Here is a 15,158-nt window from a genome sequence, read left to right on the forward strand (position 1 = left end):
GTTAACTTTACAGGAAGCGAGTATTGGGGTATATTGCCTGCACTTGTAAACTAGAACCATAGGTTTATCATACTTTGCAGTTTTTTTTTAACACTTTTGTTACCTTATGACCTTGCAAAATCGGCCAAGATAGTCTTGTACCATTGCAAGTTTCACAAATATCTATCGATAATGCGTTTCATTCTACTCATTTGCACTCAACCAAGAAATACCAATGTCTTCTATTAACCAACAGTCCTCACAAAATCCTGGATTAAATCTGGTTTTGTTTAGCATTCCCCAATCTCTCCTCTTACAACTAGGTACAGGCTCTATACTACTGCTGCTGACCACGGGAAAGCTCACAGCAAAAGCATTAGAATCTATAGGCGAAGCGAGTGAAGAATTGTTTCGAGGCGATCGCCTACCCATTCTCCCCTTCCCAGATGACAGCGAATTTGACAATTAAAGTTAAAAAATATACTTAAGAATTAAATGCTCAGGAAAAAACCATGAGCCTAAATCGCCAAGATTAGAAACTGTCAACAGCAATCGGCTTTCAAAGAGCAAAAAATATGAGTTCTGTTTTATACTCTCTGTCTCAAGCTGCAAATTTCTACCCAGCGTCGGAATTATTTTTGCGTCATCGTCTCCAGATAGTGGAGGAATTGTGGGAAACTGTACTCCGGCAAGAATGCGGTCAAAACATGGTGGATTTATTGCGGGAGTTACGCGCTTTATGTTCGCCGGAAGGACAAGCCACAAATGATCAAGCCTCTGCTGCTGTGAAATTGATTGAACAACTGAACATCAACGAAGCAATTCGGGCAGCTCGTGCCTTTGCTTTGTATTTTCAGCTGATTAACATCATAGAGCAGGAATATGAACAGCGGCAGCAATTGACCCGCTATTCGGAAGTAGAAACAGAATTGGTACATCAGGAAATTCAAACAAATACAACATATTCCTCAAACCAAAAAGAAGATGATGCCACTGTTGAGACAGAAATAGAAACAGAATGGCTAACTAAAAGTTGGCTTACCAAAGCCCAAGGAAAACAAAAAGGTACTTTTGCTACCTTGTTTCCCCATTTATATAGGCTGAATGTACCACCCCAGCAAATTCAACGCCTCATTTCGCAACTGGATGTGCGATTAGTATTCACAGCACACCCGACAGAAATTGTCCGGCATACGATTCGAGATAAACAGCGGCAAGTAGTCAACCTCTTACAAAAGCTGGATGTAGTAGAAAACCGCTCTGATAGTACGCTAGGAGGTTATCCTTGGGAATCAGCAGAATTACGGGAAAAATTGCTCGAAGAAATTCGCCTGTGGTGGCGTACAGACGAACTGCATCAGTTTAAGCCCACAGTTCTGGATGAAGTAGATTATGCCCTACACTACTTTCAAGAAGTGTTATTTGATGGCATTCCCCAGTTACATAAACGCTTGACATACGCTTTAGGTAAAACTTTTGCTTGGCTGCAACCACCGAGTAAAAACTTTTGTTCTTTCGGTTCTTGGGTAGGTTCAGATAGAGATGGTAACCCCTCAGTCACCCCAGAAACCACCTGGAAAACAGCTTGCTATCAGCGTAAAATGGTGCTGGAAAGATATATCAAGTCAGTCAAGCAGCTGATAGAGTTACTCAGTGTATCGATGCATTGGAGTGATGTTTTACCGGACTTGCTGGAATCTCTAGAATTAGACCAGTCGCAATTAAGTGAAGTATACGACGCATTGGCACTGCGTTATCGCCAAGAACCCTATCGGCTCAAACTATCTTACGTGCTGAAACGGTTGGAAAATACACGCGATCGCAATCTTGCTCTATATAATAGAGAAACGCCAAAAAACGAAGACGCACCCATGTATCGTTCGGGGTCAGAGTTTTTAGCAGAATTGCGGTTAATTCACCGGAACTTGACGGAAACAGGTTTAAGTTGTCGAGAGTTGGAAAATCTCATCAGTCAAGTCGAAATTTTTGACTTTAATTTAACCCAGCTAGATATTCGTCAAGAATCATCCCGCCATTCTGACGCCTTGAATGAGATTCTAGAATACCTGCAAATATTGCCCCAATCTTACAACGATTTATCTGAAGAACAAAGAGTTGCTTGGCTAACAGGAGAACTACAAACCCGTAGACCTTTAATACCCGCAGAATTGCCATTTTCTGAAAAAACCAACGATGTCATTCAAACCTTCCGCATCGTGCGATCGCTGCAACAAGAATTTGGTATCAACATCTGCCAAACTTACATTATCAGCATGTGCCGCCAAGTTAGCGACGTACTGGAAGTTTTGCTGTTAGCCAAAGAAGCTAGACTGTTTGACCCCGCCATTGCAGTGGGAAGCATTCAAGTTGTTCCCCTATTTGAAACCGTAGAAGACTTGCAACGCTCCAGAAGCGTCATGCGAGAATTGTTTGAACTCCCCCTATATCGCGCCTTACTAGCCGGCGGCTACGCAGCAAACACAGATAACTCTCCCTCATCCCCCTCATCCCCCTCATCTCCCCCCTCACTCCTCACTCCCAACTTACAAGAAGTCATGCTGGGGTATTCCGACAGCAACAAAGACTCAGGCTTTTTAAGTAGTAACTGGGAAATTCATAAAGCCCAAAAATCACTGCAAAAAATCGCAGAAGAGTATGGCGTGAATTTGCGAATCTTCCACGGACGCGGCGGTTCTGTGGGGCGTGGTGGCGGCCCAGCTTATGAGGCGATTTTAGCTCAACCAGGCCACAGTATTAACGGGCGAATCAAAATTACCGAACAAGGAGAAGTTTTAGCCTCTAAATATTCATTGTTGGACTTGGCTTTGTACAATTTAGAGACAATCACCACCGCTGTGATTCAAGCCAGTTTGCTACGAACCGGGTTTGATGATATCGAACCTTGGAATGAAATCATGGAAGAATTAGCAGCGCGATCGCGTCAACATTATCGCAATCTCATCTACGAACAACCTGATTTTATCGACTTTTTCCACCAAGTCACCCCCATCGAAGAAATTAGCCAACTACAAATTAGTTCCCGTCCAGCGCGGCGTCCATCTGGCAAAAAAGATTTAAGCAGTTTGCGGGCTATTCCTTGGGTATTTAGCTGGACGCAAACCCGATTTTTGCTGCCTTCTTGGTACGGTGTTGGTACAGCTTTGCAAGAATTCTTGAATGAAGAACCAGAAGAACACCTGAAATTACTCGGCTACTTTTATCTCAAATGGCCCTTTTTCAAAATGGTGATTTCCAAAGCAGAAATGACCTTAGCAAAAGTGGACATCCAAATGGCACACCATTATGTGCAAGAGTTGTCTAACCCTGAAGACAAAGCCAGATTTGAAAAAGTTTTTGAGCAAATTGCCAGCGAATTCTATCTAACCAGGGATTTAGTATTGAAAATCACTGGTCATAAGCGCCTCTTAGATGGCGATCCGATATTGCAACGTTCAGTACAATTACGTAATGGAACAATTGTACCGCTAGGGTTCATCCAGGTTTCTTTACTCAAGCGCCTCCGCCAGTCCCAAAATTCCACAGTCACCTCTGGAGTAATTCACTCCCGTTACAGCAAAGGAGAGTTATTGCGAGGCGCATTGTTAACTATTAATGGTATTGCTGCCGGTATGAGAAATACTGGTTGAAAAGTCAGTTGTCAGTTGTTGGTAGTCAGTGGTAAAACATATACAAATGACCCTCGTTCTTCGTTAACGCTACCACTTCGTTAACACCAATTGTTCATAGGAAAGCAGGTGTTTCAATAAAGTAAACCTGTCCACCACGCTAGTTCACAACTGACAACTGACAACTGACTAATGACTAATGACTAATGACTAAAAATCGAGTTTTAATTTGTACTTTTTTGGCACTGTCATCAGGTTTTTTTAGTGCTTACATCGGTGGACAAATCACCTTAATGATGCATAGCCAGAAGTGTCAAAACCAGCCTTGGGGTTTCAAACAAGCCTGTAACACTTTGATCACACCAGGGGCAATGTGGCAAGGCAGCACAACAGGACTGTGGACAGGTACAATTTTAGGGGCCTTCGTTGGTGGTTCAGTGACACGCCGATATCGTTATTAGTCAGTTGTCAGTGGTTAGTCGTCAGTTGTCAGTGGTTATCAGTTATCAGTCAACTATCCGTTGTTGCAGTGCTTGATTCTAAATTACTTAAGCTTTTCCAAGAGTTGGTGCTGGTGTCAAAGCAATGCCAAGTTCCATCTTGATTTTTCTGATAGCAAAATAAAGTGCGATCGCAACCGTTCAAATTGTCAGTTAAATAATAGACGATTCCTCGAAAAGGAAAAGTTTTACGACTCAGCCGTTTAGCTACTGCATGATTTGGACATTCAACGATAAACACCGTTCGTTCATTCAGGTAACCTAATGAGAAGATGCACATTCGTAAAATCGCCCTGAGCCAACCTTCAGAATTCTCAAAGTAATCATCAATAATTTTGTTGGTCAGTGCTTTTTCGAGGCTGCGGTCTTTGTCGTGAGGATTTTTTTCGCCAGACATTATATCACCTTCTGCTACACTGATGCTTCGAGGTTAATCAAAATTCTGAAAACTGACAAGTGTACACGCACGTTGTTTAAAAATACTATTGATACTTAATATATAAGTATATTTCAATATACGTAACAAGCCTGGCAGCCTACATACACCAACATACACAAGCAGAAGAAAACTATCCTTAGATAGATAAATATCTCCTCCCCTGCTGCCCCGCTCCCCCGCTCCTCATGGCTGGTAAAATCTAGCTGTAGTATAAAGAGCAAATTGTCATGTCTGTTGAAACTAACCAGGGAAATTCCACTAAGGGCGCTGATGCTATTGATGAAGCGATCGCCAAAGGAATAGATTTTGATGGTACTCCCATTCCGCCTGCGAAGCTAGACCTGTATAACAAAGTCATGGCATTAGAAGCAAATAGACAGCGCAGTGGTGTATCTAATACTATGCGATCGCGCATCGTGCGAATTGGCGCTAAGCACATTCCCCAAGCAGAACTCGATCAACAACTGGTAGAAGCTGGTTTTGCCCCCCTCAAAGAAAAAGAAATTGCCTTTTTCTACGGCGGTAAATAAATATTTTACTTTGTGCCTTAGTGCCTTTGTGGTTCAAAATTTTTTATCACAAAGACACTAAGACACAAAGAGTTTTATTAGTATAATTTTTCCAAAGTTCTCACAGTCAGGACTTGGGGAGGTGTAGAATCTGGTGGATAAATCAAATCTACTTGTATTTGGCGCTGAGTCGAGGGTGGCATGACAAGCTGTAGCAATGGGTCTAAAACTTGCCCAGTTCTGTGCCATAAATGCACGTAGCGCGTTTTCTGTTGCCCTTGGTCGTCAACATACCGTAACCTAACTGTGCCTCGGAAAAACGGAAAATCAAGGGATGGTTTACGGAAACGTATACCACCTTGAGATAATTTATTTTCCTTTAAAGGTGTTTCAAAAGTTACAGTTACAGTTTGAGTTTGGTTAGTAGAATTGCTTAGAGGTAAACTGAGATTATATTCCACCCCATAGTTACCGTGAGCTTCGTATGCTGTATCAGGATAGCGTACTAGCATTTTTGCTGTTTGGATTTGTTGAGTACCCAATTGACCACCCCGCAAGGTAACTAAAGTATAGGAAATACCTTTGCCAGGATGAGGAATGGTGAGAGTCTTAGCTTTGGGGTTATCCACTAGTGTTGCTTGCCATTGGGAACCTTGAGAAACACCAGCGACACGGCCATAAATCATTGCGCCACCAGTAGCATCTGGAGGTGTTGGAGTTTTATCTCGTGGCCCGGCGAAGTTTCCAGTATTAAGTAAAGTTTGCCATTCTGTGAGAGTGGGGGCGCGATCGCTACCGTCAGAATTTTTCTTAGCAAACATTGCCAAGCTAGCTGTATAAACTTTACCGCTACTACGCAACCGCAGAAAGCTAGACCGACCATTTATTGGCTTTTCCAAATTTCGCACAGGAATGGGATGATTTAGCAACATCCGGCTTTGTCCTGGCGGAATGACTAGCTTTGCGGAAAAATCAGCTTGGCGAACACCCCGAAGTACATCGCTAACAGCGCGATCGCCTGGCCCTGAGTAAGCCTTACCATCATTATTGTCTACGTAGGGAGGTAAGGTAACAAAGGGTGCATCCTGCATCAAATAACTTGCCCCTTGCAACACATCTACTGTTACAGGCTGCTTACTTGGGTTATGCAGAATTACACCCAAATAAAGTGTTTGTAAATCCTTGGGAGTGTGGGTATAGTGATGGGCAAATAAGTCAAAGCGTCCTTGAAAAGGAAAATTGAGGTGTGCTGCTGGGACTTTTTTCCCATTTGGAGGAAAAGTAGAAAGTAAAATCCCTTCAGTTTTTATCCATTCTGGGCTGTTGCTGTTGAAGACGGGTATTGTATCTAACTTCCCAGGTAAAGGGCGCACTTCCCCAGATTGGATAATTTCTTGGGGTGCTGGCTTCGGTGAAGTTTGGGCGACTGCTGAACCATCGCGATTTAATTTAAAAGTTGTGTATCCAACGCTTGGGATAATAGCAAGTCCTAATAGAAGTATAAATACAGAAGATGATAGCTTTACTGACATGAATGTTAATTTCAAGGTAGCTGTAGTATCAAAGAGGACTGATTGTCACTACAAGTTCCAGAAAGACGATTTAGAAAAGTGCGATCGCTATTTTGACAGTGATATTGCAAAATATTCAGGTACTAGCTGATATACCTACTTCTAGCCTGTCGCTACAATTTTTAGTTTTCAGATGAAAATACTTGACATACTTTAATTATTTGAAACACTACGCTAAATTTAAAGTAAGTTTTGATTTTTGACTTAGGAGTCAATGCAATGGAAATACTGATTCAATCAACAAAAGAATTTGAGCGAGATTTAGCAGGTTTTAGTCAAGTTAATAAAGATAATATTATTGAGCAAATTAATAAAGTATGTCAATTGATATTACATGAGCCAGAAACACTCTTTCAAAAGATAGCTCATTCTCAATTTCAAAAAATTAAACTAGATAAGGATTATGATTCTTCACTATATTTCTTGAGACTTAAACCCGCAATGCGGCTAATCCTCACTATTGATGATGATCCAATTTTTGACAGGAAACTTATCACTTTATTTAGAATCGTCAAGCCTGAAGATGCTGCAAAAGCATATAGTTCAGTTGCAGAGATTCTTTACCAAGACTTTACTATAGAAAATCAAGAGGTTGAGGTTCATTCTAGCTAATGGCACAAATTAAACCTCTTTTAGATGAGTATGGCTTTATCTATGAAGCGATGAAGATTTTGCCAGACGAGTTAAAAATTGATTTTTTAGAAGCTTTGGCTGAACTAGAGGATAATGAGTGCCACAGAACCAGAAGTTTTCCTAAAACAAGACTGCATAAAGTAAAAGGTATTAAACAAGCAATATATCGTGCTGATATAGATAAAATCTCTGGATGGCGTATCCATCTTCAGTATATAGAAGGGAAAATTCACCTCAAAGACATTATCGAAGGGCAACGGCATGATGATGTTATAGAAGTTATTAAATCGAAAAAGGATAGATACGAATAGTAAAAAACGATAGCATTTTCACAATTAATATAGCCGATTACATCTTCATTAAATACCTTAAATTAAACTTATGGAGCCAAACTTTGAAATTCGCCGTTTATTAGATGTGATGCCTGCTTCGGCTCGAATGACGACAAAAATTGTCAGTAAGCCTGAGCAAGTAAAGGTAATAGATGCTGCTTTTCCTCTACCGTGGAATCGAGAACGACCGATATATATTAATTTTGATTTATGGTTTCGCCTGACAAAACCACAACGAGACTTGCTACTGTTGCAGAAGGTTAGCCTATTAACAGGAGTAAAGTGGTTTAAACCAGAACTTTATCAAGGTGTAGTACTGCTGGGTTTGTTGGGTGCAGTAGTGGAATCAGCACAGTCAGACGTTGTAGGTGTAGCTGTTGCTGGAGGATTAAGTGCGATCGCATTGGCTCGCATTTGGCGCAATAATCAATCTCAAGAGTCAGAGTTGAATGCTGATGCAGCAGCCATGCGGGTAGCGCAGCGGCGGGGATACTCCGAAACCGAAGCCGCTGAACATTTGTTAGCTGCTATTGAGGCGGTAGCCAAGATTGAAGGACATTCCAGTTTAAATTTTACCGAATTGATTCGTTGCCAAAACCTACGAGCGATCGCTGGATTATCAAACGTGGGTTTGCCAAAAAGTTAAAAGTTAGGAGTTAGGAGTTAGGAGTTAGGATTAAAAACTTGTAACTCTTTTATTTAATGCTGAGTCAGCAGTGAAAAATTGACAAATCACAACTCCTAACTATTAACTATTCACTCATAACTCTTATTTACCTATCATCTTAGCTAAGACATTGTGTGTAATCGCTTGTGCATCAGGACTTAATATAGCAGGGCGTAATTGTGCTGCATTGTAATTATCTAATCCCCAATTCCATTGCATAGAACCAGTAGCAAACACCGTTGCACCAGAATCTGTAGTGTAAACGGTCATATCTGAATATCTCGTACCACCCTGATATCGATAAGGTGAATGGGCAATGCGAATAGTATTAGCTGGGGCGTAGCGAAACATGCGATCAACTTCGTAGCCTAATAGTCCTTTAAGACGCATTTTCTTAACAACTGATGTGGAATTTGTAGCTACAAACTTTGTAGTATTATCTAAGCTCAATTGTGTACCAGCAAGCAACCAATCTGGTGCTGTTTCATCAATCACAATATCAGCATTTACCTGAAATGTTTCATACATAACTCCAATAAAAGCTTCTTCTGGGCGATTTACAGGTTTGCTTCGCCAAAGAGTTGTTACTAGAAAATCGTTTGCCGGATTCTTGTCTCTAGCAAAGGGATCTAGAGCCGCACTTTCTTTATAAGCAACAATAGTACGGTTCATGTCTCTAGTAATAGGACTAGGCTCAAAACGAATTTGCCAATAACAGCTATTAGAAGAAAAAAAGCCTAGACTTACACCATAATCACGGGCTGTTTCTACATTTTGCCGCATCTTTGCAGACCAATATTCATCATGACCAACTGAAAGAAATGCTTTGTGCAAAAAAAGTATGGGCTTGGTAGTATATATGTCTAAAGAATTATTGTGTGTATCAACACCAGTACAGTAAGTAACATCGTAGCCTGAACTTTCCAGCCACCTGACCATGTTGTATTCCCAGCCTGCACTAGAAGTTCTCCTTTTTGGTTGCAAATTAGTCAAAAATTCCCCTGCTCCTATTCCATAAGCTGCTGCTGAATTAGGACTAGCGGCATAGGGACGATTGAAGGAAACTTTATATGCTTGTTTACCGCGACTATTCCAGCGATAAAGAGACATTCCACCCCAATTATTATAAGCTTGATAAGTCGTGACACTCGATTGAAATAGAATATCAGAAGGACGACTATCATCACGTACAACAAAGATAATGTAGCTTTGTTTGTTACTTTTACTAGCAGTAAGTTTTGCTAAATAAATACCGCTGACCCACTTCGTTAAATCACCAGAATTATTAGGAATTTTTAAAACATATGGTTCTTTCCAATTACATTCAATCAAACCAGTTGCTTGATCCTCAATTGGATTTGGTTGCTTGACTCCTACTCGTTGAATGGCAGGTATAATTAGCCGACCTCCAGCACCGTTGTACCAGCCCATACGAAAAACTTCTATCGTATAACTTGGCTCTTTCGTATTCACAAACAATTTAATTTCTTCACCACGATTGACACTAGTTAACGAAGCATAACCTTCAATTTCTCGTTTAGTAGCAGGGTTAGTTAATTGCCAATCTGTAGTGCCAATCTTGCGATTTTCAATAATTATAGGATTATTTTTGTTCTGAGACATTGCTAGTTCTACAGCCAAGGCATATGGTTGCAGAAAAAACAAGCTGAAACTTACACTCAACAGTATTGCCATCATTGCCCTGATGGCAAATTTAGCATTACGAAAATCAAAAATACAATCAACGTAATCAAATCCAAAACTCCTCATACTCTCCGCGCCTTTGCGTCTCTGTGTGAGATAAATTATTATTCAGGAGTCAGGAGGTACGCAATAAGCTTTCCTACTTTCTTCTGTTTTATTTCACTAATTGAATCAACTTCCATTCCCGAAAAGTACCTAAATGACGATAAGCGGGGGGTAAACCCACCGAGGATTCTGGACTTACCCAGGCGTAACTTTCCGCTGGAACTTCAAAGACTTGTTTGAATCGCTGTCCCCAGTGGGGTGTATAAAACGTTAGTAACAATAATGCCTCATTTCCGCCGGTTGTGAGAGCATCTGTTTGTTGAACTACAAAGTTAATAGAATTGTTTTGCAGTGCAGACGCGATCGCTTTCTGTTGCAAGAATACTTTAATGTCAGGATTATAATTGCTGAACAGTCCTGTAGCCCCAGCTATAGCTAAACCTAGCCATGCACTTAATAACCAACTAGCAATCCAATATTTAGCTGTTAAAAATTTTTTACCGAACCGATGACGTACTATCCAAATCAGAGGTAAGGTTAACCAACTAAATCCTAAAACCAGTCCAATTATCGCGTAATTTTTAATATTTATATTTTGCTCAAAATTTATCGGTAAAATACCTGTATATATTAGGATTCCTGCTAGAAAAATTAAACCACCTAATCCCCCAAATAAATAACTCAAGTTACGAGGTATAATTCTAAATTTTCTTGTATTAAGATTATTGTTATAAACTTCACCTAACCAATCAAAAGCAACTGCGGCAAGTATGGCCATAAACGGATATAGCATCAGTGCATAGTGGGGTAAACGAGTAGAAACTAAGCTAATTTCCGTCAAGATCACCAAAGGACAGACAATTAATATCCAATGATTCCTCTTAATAGGGCGCTTGGAAACTATAATCAGTCCCAAAATACTAAAAAAAGCCCAAGGGAACGCTTTAATAGGAGTGTTCCACAGATAAAAGAAAGGGGAATTACCATTACGCTGTTCTAATGCTATTCTAAATGCTAAGCCAAATAATTGTTCAAAAACTACGGAACCATAGCGCAGCCAGCTTAACAATAACCAAGTCAATGTAGGAACTAATCCGATGATGAATCCTACATACAACATGGAGTTATAAAGAAGCCGATGACGGTGATGTTCCCAAATTAAATAAGGTAATAAACCTATAAGCATTACAAATATTAATTGTCCTCTAATTAACAATCCCAATGCAAAACTCAATCCTGCCAAAAAGCTCCAACAAGAACGATATTTAGGATGTATCTCTGCTTTTAGTAAACAGCAAAGACCTAGAAATGCTATGCAAATGGTCATAATATTTGCGTTAGCTAATCGGCTATTCTGAAGCCAAAGAAACGATATACCCAAAATTGCTGAAGCTAAGTAGGCGATACGTTTCTTGAGTAGCATAACTGCAATTTCATATACCAACAATAGGCTGAAAATACAAGCTATTTGGGCTGGTAGGCGAGATGTTTCTTCAGTAATACCAAATATTTTATAAACAAATGCTAGCCACCAATAAGGGCCCGGCGTTTTTTCATAAACTAGTTCTCCCCACGATTGGGGAGTTAGCCAATCACCAGATTCGAGCATCCAACGGGCACGCACAGCGTATACAGCTTCATCATAAGGCATAAGGCTGTTTTCACCATTATTCAATATTAATAATGGTGTAATCCAGATAATTATCCCTAAATAATGTGCAGCTCTAGTTTTTGATAAAAGTTTAGCAAAATTAGGCATTCTACCATTTTGGATTTTGGATTTTAGATTTTAGATTGGAAATTGTTTTATGAATTTAGGTTCTATCAATCCATCTGTCGCAATCGTTTTTTAAATTTGTATTTTTTAAAAATAGTTAATTAGGAATTGCCAATGAAAAATCAAGAAAATAATTACGAACTTATAAATACCAAAATTGCCAATTAATAGTCAAATTTTAATTTGACTATTAATTTTTACCACAATGATAAATCTTGTACTCATAGCCGTTTACTGCTGGCAAAGATTGAGTATCAGCAGCACATTTTTTAACTGACTCTGCTATAGGAGCATGAAAGTTTACTAGCCACAAGTCAAACGGTTTTGATAGTTCTTTTAATGTACTTTCTAATGCAGCAGTAGAAGTATTGGGGTTTTTGTCTTGATGGGCAAGAAGAAATAGAGAAGATGGGAATTGAGAATTTTGCGTTTTCAACTCCCTAGCTATTCCCATCATTTCACCAATTTGTACATGAGTGATCTGGGTAGTTGCAATCAGTACTGGAACTTGGGATGTTTTTTGAATTAGTTGTACAAAAAGGTCAGGGCGGTAGTATTTTTGATAACCGAGATTAGATACAACTGTGATGGCACTAATAAATCCCATTAACCAAATGAGTATCACAGCTTTCTTGCCAGTTATATTCCATCTACCTATTTTCTCCTTTATTGTTTGATTTTCTCCTTTAAAGTTCTGGGAACCATGCCAACACACTGCTAAACTTGACCCAAGTAAAACTATGACAGCGGGAAAATAAACAAAGTTATAACGAGCGCCCCGTGTTAAATCTATGCCCAGAAAGTAGGTAAAAATAAAGAATAAAGCGATCGCACTCACAACTACTCCAGATAATACCTGAATCATCAACCGATTCTCTGGTTGTTGTAGTTGTATCTTGAATCCACGTACTAAAATTGGTGCTGCCCAAATCATGAAAATCAGCATCACCAGCCCAGAACCAAGCACAATTGCTATTTGTGGTGCTTCAACTGGTAACAAGTAAAGCATGGTTATCCACGCAGCAAAAGCTTGGAAAATTGGACTTAACCACGCAAAACCCTCGCGTGGTTGTTGTATCCAATCTGTCAATTTACTACCATAAGTGTTATGTAAAAATACTGGCAACCAAACTACCCCTGCAACAAATGTGCCAGCAGCAACAGCATAGATGCGCCGCCAGGGTGGGAGGATGGGGAGATGGGGAGATGAGGGGGATAAGGGGGATAAATTTGTTGTTTGCTTTTGGTTAAACTGTGTCCACTGATGCCAAGCTAGAACAATCAAAACTAAAGCTTCACAACAGAGGGTGAGGGCGAAAAAGTAATGAGTAGCAATGCCTAAAGCATTAATTACTACCCAAGAGAGTGCTACACCAATGGCTAATTGCCTGCGGTTTTGGATATTACGTATAGCAATTATCCAGCAGGTAAGAGAAGCAATTACCCACAAAATTGCTAAAGTGTAATGACGAGCTTCTTGTGCTAGAAAAATACTGTAGGGTGATACTGCCATCATGGCTGCGGCTAAATGCCCAACCAAGCGAGAGCGGAAAGTCACCAAGCTGAAAATATAGATAGCTGGTATGGATACAGCACCAAAAACCGCAGCTAGCGATCGCGCACCCCACAAAGAAACTAAACCCCCTTGTGTAGGAAATAACTGCATCCACCAGTGAGCTAGGAAAAAGTAAAGTGGAGGATGGTTAGTTTCGTGGCTGAGATGTGTCCATACGTCGTGGATGTTAGCACCTGGTTGTGGTTGTAGCGGTTGCAATAAAATATCAGGTGCGATCGCTTGATCGAGCGGTACTGGCAAAAAACTATTACCTAAACTAAACACTAAGGTGGAAAACTCATCAGTCCAAGGAGGCTTGCTAGTCAAGTTGGCTAGGCGCAAGCTCAAACCTATGAGGAACCACGCGAGGCACAGTAAAGGGTGAAGCCAGCGATCGAAAATGGCACGATAGCGATTATATAAATGCATCCTTTGTTAGGCGTTTCGCGTGCTGGAAGCACACGAGCAATTATCAAGCTGAAAGATGAAGGCTGAAATTTCATACTTCATCCTCCAGTTGACTATTTTACGTCAGTGACGCGCCAGCTTAGTTTCAAGTTCACCCAGAAATTCCAAATGGTTGCAACTGCGATCGCTATCAAGTTAGCAATGTAGCGGTTAGGAATGATGAAGTTAAATACCAAATTCAACACCAAAACATTCAAAACCAATCCAGCAAGGCAAATGACATTGAATTTCAAAAAGCGCTTTAAGCGTTGATGCCATTCCTGCTGTCGCATACTGACATCAGCAAATGTCCAAGCGTCATTCCACAAGAAATTATTCAAAATTGCAATTTCTCCAGCAATGATCTTACTCCGCGTTAACGGCCAACCTAAAGTAGCCGGGTCGCTGAGCAAGTACAGTATTGCCATATCTACAAATACACCACTCAAACCCACCAACCCAAAACGTAGGAATCGGTCAATGGGGAAGTTGATTTTTCTCCTGACTCGTCCTAATCGTCCAGTAGACAACCGCAACCGTACTAGATGGTGGATATATTCGACATATTGCTTCCATGTGACTTTACTTTCACCTTCTTTGCGCTCACAAAATACATAACCTACTTCAGTAATTCCGCCTATTGTTCCTCGGCCAATTACCTCTAGGAGAATTTTGTAACCTACTGGATTGAGTGTTGCACCTGCGATCGCACTCCGACGCACCATAAAATAGCCACTCATCGGATCAGTAACTCTGCCTAATACACTAGGTAGAATAACCAATCCCAACACCTGAGCGCCACGAGACAAAAAACGCCTGACAACACTCCAACTGCTAACGCCGCCTCCTTCCACATGACGGCTAGCAACTGCCAAATCTGCTCCCTCTTGAATCCCACGTAATAGTTGCGTTAAAACCTCTGGTGGATGTTGTAAATCTCCATCAATCACCCCCAATACCTGCCCTCTTGCAGCCTGCCATCCACGAATCACTGCTGAAGACAACCCCCGCTCCTGTTGGCGGCGCATCACCTGTAACTGCGGATATTCTCCTGTCAAAGATTGTGCTACTTCCCAAGTGCGGTCTGGGCTATCATCATCTACAACAATTAGTTCGTATTTATCTGGTATGAATTCATCTAGTAGCTGAGTTAATATTTTGACAATATGGTATATATTATCTCGCTCTTTATAAGTAGGAATAATTAGAGAAAAATAGATGGGTTCATCATCTGCATCTACATAGGTAGGCAGTAATTCAGAAATCTGTAATGAACCAGTCGGAACCGTTAACAGTGATTTAGGTGAGTTCAAATTCATAAAGGAAATTTCACATTAACAGTGACGGTGTGTAAAAGTCTGCTTAAATCTAAGT

At 40.5% G+C, this 15,158-nt stretch carries 13 protein-coding genes; 7 read left to right on the forward strand and 6 right to left on the reverse strand.

The window, feature by feature from the left end; genetic code table 11:
• Positions 1 to 214: 214 nt before the first annotated feature.
• The 3 genes from I8748_RS30725 (at position 215) to I8748_RS30735 (ending at position 4,066) form a co-directional block, all read left to right on the forward strand.
• Positions 215 to 448 carry a hypothetical protein gene (locus I8748_RS30725; protein WP_198128270.1) on the forward strand — a complete coding sequence of 78 codons (234 nt, stop codon included), beginning with the start codon at positions 215 to 217 and terminating at the stop codon, positions 446 to 448.
• Positions 449 to 554: 106 nt separating this feature from the next.
• Positions 555 to 3,626: a phosphoenolpyruvate carboxylase gene (ppc, locus tag I8748_RS30730; RefSeq protein WP_198128271.1), complete on the forward strand. Its 3,072-nt coding sequence runs from the start codon at positions 555 to 557 to the stop codon at positions 3,624 to 3,626.
• A 185-nt stretch (positions 3,627 to 3,811) separates the two neighbouring features.
• Positions 3,812 to 4,066: a hypothetical protein gene (locus I8748_RS30735; RefSeq protein WP_198128272.1), complete on the forward strand. Its 255-nt coding sequence runs from the start codon at positions 3,812 to 3,814 to the stop codon at positions 4,064 to 4,066.
• Between the two features lie 49 nt (positions 4,067 to 4,115).
• On the opposite strand, the gene I8748_RS30740 is transcribed toward I8748_RS30735, so the two are convergent.
• Positions 4,116 to 4,502, reverse strand: a complete 387-nt coding sequence (locus tag I8748_RS30740; RefSeq protein ID WP_198128273.1) for a hypothetical protein — start codon at positions 4,500 to 4,502, stop codon at positions 4,116 to 4,118.
• 269 nt (positions 4,503 to 4,771) lie between these two features.
• Here I8748_RS30740 and I8748_RS30745 point away from each other — a divergent pair, with 269 nt between their 5' ends.
• Positions 4,772 to 5,074: a small RNA NsiR4-regulated ssr1528 family protein gene (locus I8748_RS30745; RefSeq protein WP_198128274.1), complete on the forward strand. Its 303-nt coding sequence runs from the start codon at positions 4,772 to 4,774 to the stop codon at positions 5,072 to 5,074.
• Between the two features lie 77 nt (positions 5,075 to 5,151).
• On the opposite strand, the gene I8748_RS30750 is transcribed toward I8748_RS30745, so the two are convergent.
• Entirely contained in the window at positions 5,152 to 6,585 is a 1,434-nt protein-coding gene (locus I8748_RS30750; RefSeq protein ID WP_198128275.1) for a DUF3370 domain-containing protein, read from the reverse strand.
• A gap of 258 nt (positions 6,586 to 6,843) precedes the next feature.
• Here I8748_RS30750 and I8748_RS30755 point away from each other — a divergent pair, with 258 nt between their 5' ends.
• The 3 genes from I8748_RS30755 to I8748_RS30765 all read left to right on the forward strand — a co-directional run bounded on the left by I8748_RS30755 (position 6,844) and on the right by I8748_RS30765 (position 8,235).
• A complete protein-coding gene (locus tag I8748_RS30755) occupies positions 6,844 to 7,236 on the forward strand; it encodes a hypothetical protein (protein ID WP_198128276.1) in 393 nt (130 codons plus the stop codon).
• Positions 7,236 to 7,568: a hypothetical protein gene (locus I8748_RS30760; protein ID WP_198128277.1), complete on the forward strand. Its 333-nt coding sequence runs from the start codon at positions 7,236 to 7,238 to the stop codon at positions 7,566 to 7,568. Before I8748_RS30755 ends, I8748_RS30760 begins: the two co-directional genes overlap by 1 nt.
• A 70-nt stretch (positions 7,569 to 7,638) precedes the next feature.
• Entirely contained in the window at positions 7,639 to 8,235 is a 597-nt protein-coding gene (locus I8748_RS30765; RefSeq protein WP_198128278.1) for a DUF3318 domain-containing protein, read from the forward strand.
• 123 nt (positions 8,236 to 8,358) lie between these two features.
• On the opposite strand, the gene I8748_RS30770 is transcribed toward I8748_RS30765, so the two are convergent.
• From I8748_RS30770 to I8748_RS30785, 4 genes are all read right to left on the reverse strand, one after another.
• Positions 8,359 to 10,026: a N,N-dimethylformamidase beta subunit family domain-containing protein gene (locus I8748_RS30770; RefSeq protein WP_225896597.1), complete on the reverse strand. Its 1,668-nt coding sequence runs from the start codon at positions 10,024 to 10,026 to the stop codon at positions 8,359 to 8,361.
• Between the two features lie 88 nt (positions 10,027 to 10,114).
• On the reverse strand, positions 10,115 to 11,764 hold the full coding sequence (locus tag I8748_RS30775; protein ID WP_198128279.1) for an ArnT family glycosyltransferase: 1,650 nt from the start codon (positions 11,762 to 11,764) through the stop codon (positions 10,115 to 10,117).
• Positions 11,765 to 11,972: 208 nt separating this feature from the next.
• On the reverse strand, positions 11,973 to 13,766 hold the full coding sequence (locus tag I8748_RS30780) for a glycosyltransferase family 39 protein (RefSeq protein ID WP_198128280.1): 1,794 nt from the start codon (positions 13,764 to 13,766) through the stop codon (positions 11,973 to 11,975).
• 92 nt (positions 13,767 to 13,858) lie between these two features.
• Entirely contained in the window at positions 13,859 to 15,103 is a 1,245-nt protein-coding gene (locus I8748_RS30785; protein WP_198128281.1) for a glycosyltransferase, read from the reverse strand.
• Positions 15,104 to 15,158: the final 55 nt, after the last annotated feature.

This window comes from Amazonocrinis nigriterrae CENA67, from assembly GCF_016056305.1.
GTDB lineage: Bacteria > Cyanobacteriota > Cyanobacteriia > Cyanobacteriales > Nostocaceae > Amazonocrinis > Amazonocrinis nigriterrae.

Coding starts and splice junctions, on each gene's coding strand:
- I8748_RS30750 (WP_198128275.1), bottom strand. CDS start 6,585: ATGTCAGTAAAGCTATCATCTTCTGTATTTATACTTCTATTAGGACTT.
- I8748_RS30780 (WP_198128280.1), bottom strand. CDS start 13,766: ATGCATTTATATAATCGCTATCGTGCCATTTTCGATCGCTGGCTTCAC.
- I8748_RS30745 (WP_198128274.1), top strand. CDS start 4,772: ATGTCTGTTGAAACTAACCAGGGAAATTCCACTAAGGGCGCTGATGCT.
- ppc (WP_198128271.1), top strand. CDS start 555: ATGAGTTCTGTTTTATACTCTCTGTCTCAAGCTGCAAATTTCTACCCA.
- I8748_RS30760 (WP_198128277.1), top strand. CDS start 7,236: ATGGCACAAATTAAACCTCTTTTAGATGAGTATGGCTTTATCTATGAA.
- I8748_RS30775 (WP_198128279.1), bottom strand. CDS start 11,764: ATGCCTAATTTTGCTAAACTTTTATCAAAAACTAGAGCTGCACATTAT.
- I8748_RS30765 (WP_198128278.1), top strand. CDS start 7,639: ATGGAGCCAAACTTTGAAATTCGCCGTTTATTAGATGTGATGCCTGCT.
- I8748_RS30725 (WP_198128270.1), top strand. CDS start 215: ATGTCTTCTATTAACCAACAGTCCTCACAAAATCCTGGATTAAATCTG.
- I8748_RS30770 (WP_225896597.1), bottom strand. CDS start 10,026: ATGAGGAGTTTTGGATTTGATTACGTTGATTGTATTTTTGATTTTCGT.
- I8748_RS30755 (WP_198128276.1), top strand. CDS start 6,844: ATGGAAATACTGATTCAATCAACAAAAGAATTTGAGCGAGATTTAGCA.
- I8748_RS30785 (WP_198128281.1), bottom strand. CDS start 15,103: ATGAATTTGAACTCACCTAAATCACTGTTAACGGTTCCGACTGGTTCA.
- I8748_RS30740 (WP_198128273.1), bottom strand. CDS start 4,502: ATGTCTGGCGAAAAAAATCCTCACGACAAAGACCGCAGCCTCGAAAAA.
- I8748_RS30735 (WP_198128272.1), top strand. CDS start 3,812: ATGACTAAAAATCGAGTTTTAATTTGTACTTTTTTGGCACTGTCATCA.